At 55.8% G+C, this 206-nt stretch carries 2 tRNA genes; both read right to left on the reverse strand.

The annotated features are described in order from the left end of the window. Positions 1-73, reverse strand: a tRNA-Lys gene (locus FD02_RS04875). Between the two features lie 2 nt (positions 74-75). Next, positions 76-148: transfer RNA gene (locus tag FD02_RS04880), tRNA-Val, on the reverse strand. Between the last annotated feature and the right edge of the window lie 58 nt (positions 149-206).

Here is a 206-nt window from a genome sequence, read left to right on the forward strand (position 1 = left end):
TGAGCCGTGACAGGCTCGAACTGTCGACCCACGGATTAAAAGTCCGTTGCTCTACCAACTGAGCTAACGGCTCAATGGAGGATACAGGGCTCGAACCTGTGACCCTCTGCTTGTAAGGCAGACGCTCTCCCAACTGAGCTAATCCTCCATAAAAAGCGCGGCAGCTTCCTACCCTCGCAGGCAGTCACCCACCAACTACTCTCGGC

The organism is Lacticaseibacillus nasuensis JCM 17158 (genome assembly GCF_001434705.1).
Classification (GTDB): Bacteria; Bacillota; Bacilli; order Lactobacillales; family Lactobacillaceae; genus Lacticaseibacillus; species Lacticaseibacillus nasuensis.